This is a genomic window from Psychrobacter piscatorii, from assembly GCF_001444505.1.
GTDB lineage: Bacteria > Pseudomonadota > Gammaproteobacteria > Pseudomonadales > Moraxellaceae > Psychrobacter > Psychrobacter piscatorii_B.
Genome location: NZ_LNDJ01000042.1, coordinates 1 through 663 on the forward strand (window position 1 = coordinate 1; position 663 = coordinate 663).

At 34.1% G+C, this 663-nt stretch carries 1 protein-coding gene; it reads right to left on the reverse strand.

What is annotated here, in order from left to right:
* Positions 1-145: 145 nt before the first annotated feature.
* Positions 146-385, reverse strand: coding sequence for a hypothetical protein (locus AS194_RS02195; RefSeq protein ID WP_058023846.1), 240 nt, complete (start codon positions 383-385; stop codon positions 146-148).
* Positions 386-663 lie beyond the last annotated feature (278 nt).

Consider the following 663-nt stretch of genomic DNA (forward strand, 5'->3'; position numbering starts at 1 on the left):
GTTTGCTGGTATCATTAATTTCGAGCTAAACCTATGACTTTTGCAAGAGGTCTATTAGAAACTGTTAATTCCCATATAGCACTGTATTGGAACCATGGATCTAATAATATTTGAATAGTATCTTCATTGATTAACCTTAGTCTTTCTATCCAGCAAACTGTTCTGTTTCAAATTTTGTGAGCTTATTATTTCCCTCATAACAGTCCCAAAGAGTTAAATGCTTACCAGCTACGATTGCATATTTGTTATTTGGATCAATTAAAGCACAAGATGGACCAACGTAAAAACTATCAGTAAATAAGATATCGCTGCTTTCTTTATCGATGAGATATGCATCTTCATAGCTGTCATATAAATACAATTTATCCGTTTCTTCTAATATCATCAGATTATCCCAATAAACTTTCAGTTGACCATCTATAGTTATAAATTATTATCAATAAAAAAGCCCTCTTTCGAGTGAGCGGGGGCTTTTAGGTATAAGAGGCTAGTGATGATTTGGGCAAGGAAAGAGTTGAAGAACTGCTTTGATACGAGCGAAAGATAAAACCATTTAAATAAATAGATTTTCTAGGGAAGTCAGATAAGTTCAAGATAAAAAAAAGCCCCCACTCAGATATGAGTGGGGACTTTTTAGAATAGAGAGCTGACGATGACCTACTC

What these genes read in the sequence shown, in the direction of transcription:
- AS194_RS02195 (WP_058023846.1), bottom strand. Translation starts at nt 385, where the DNA reads ATGATATTAGAAGAAACGGATAAATTGTATTTATATGACAGCTATGAA.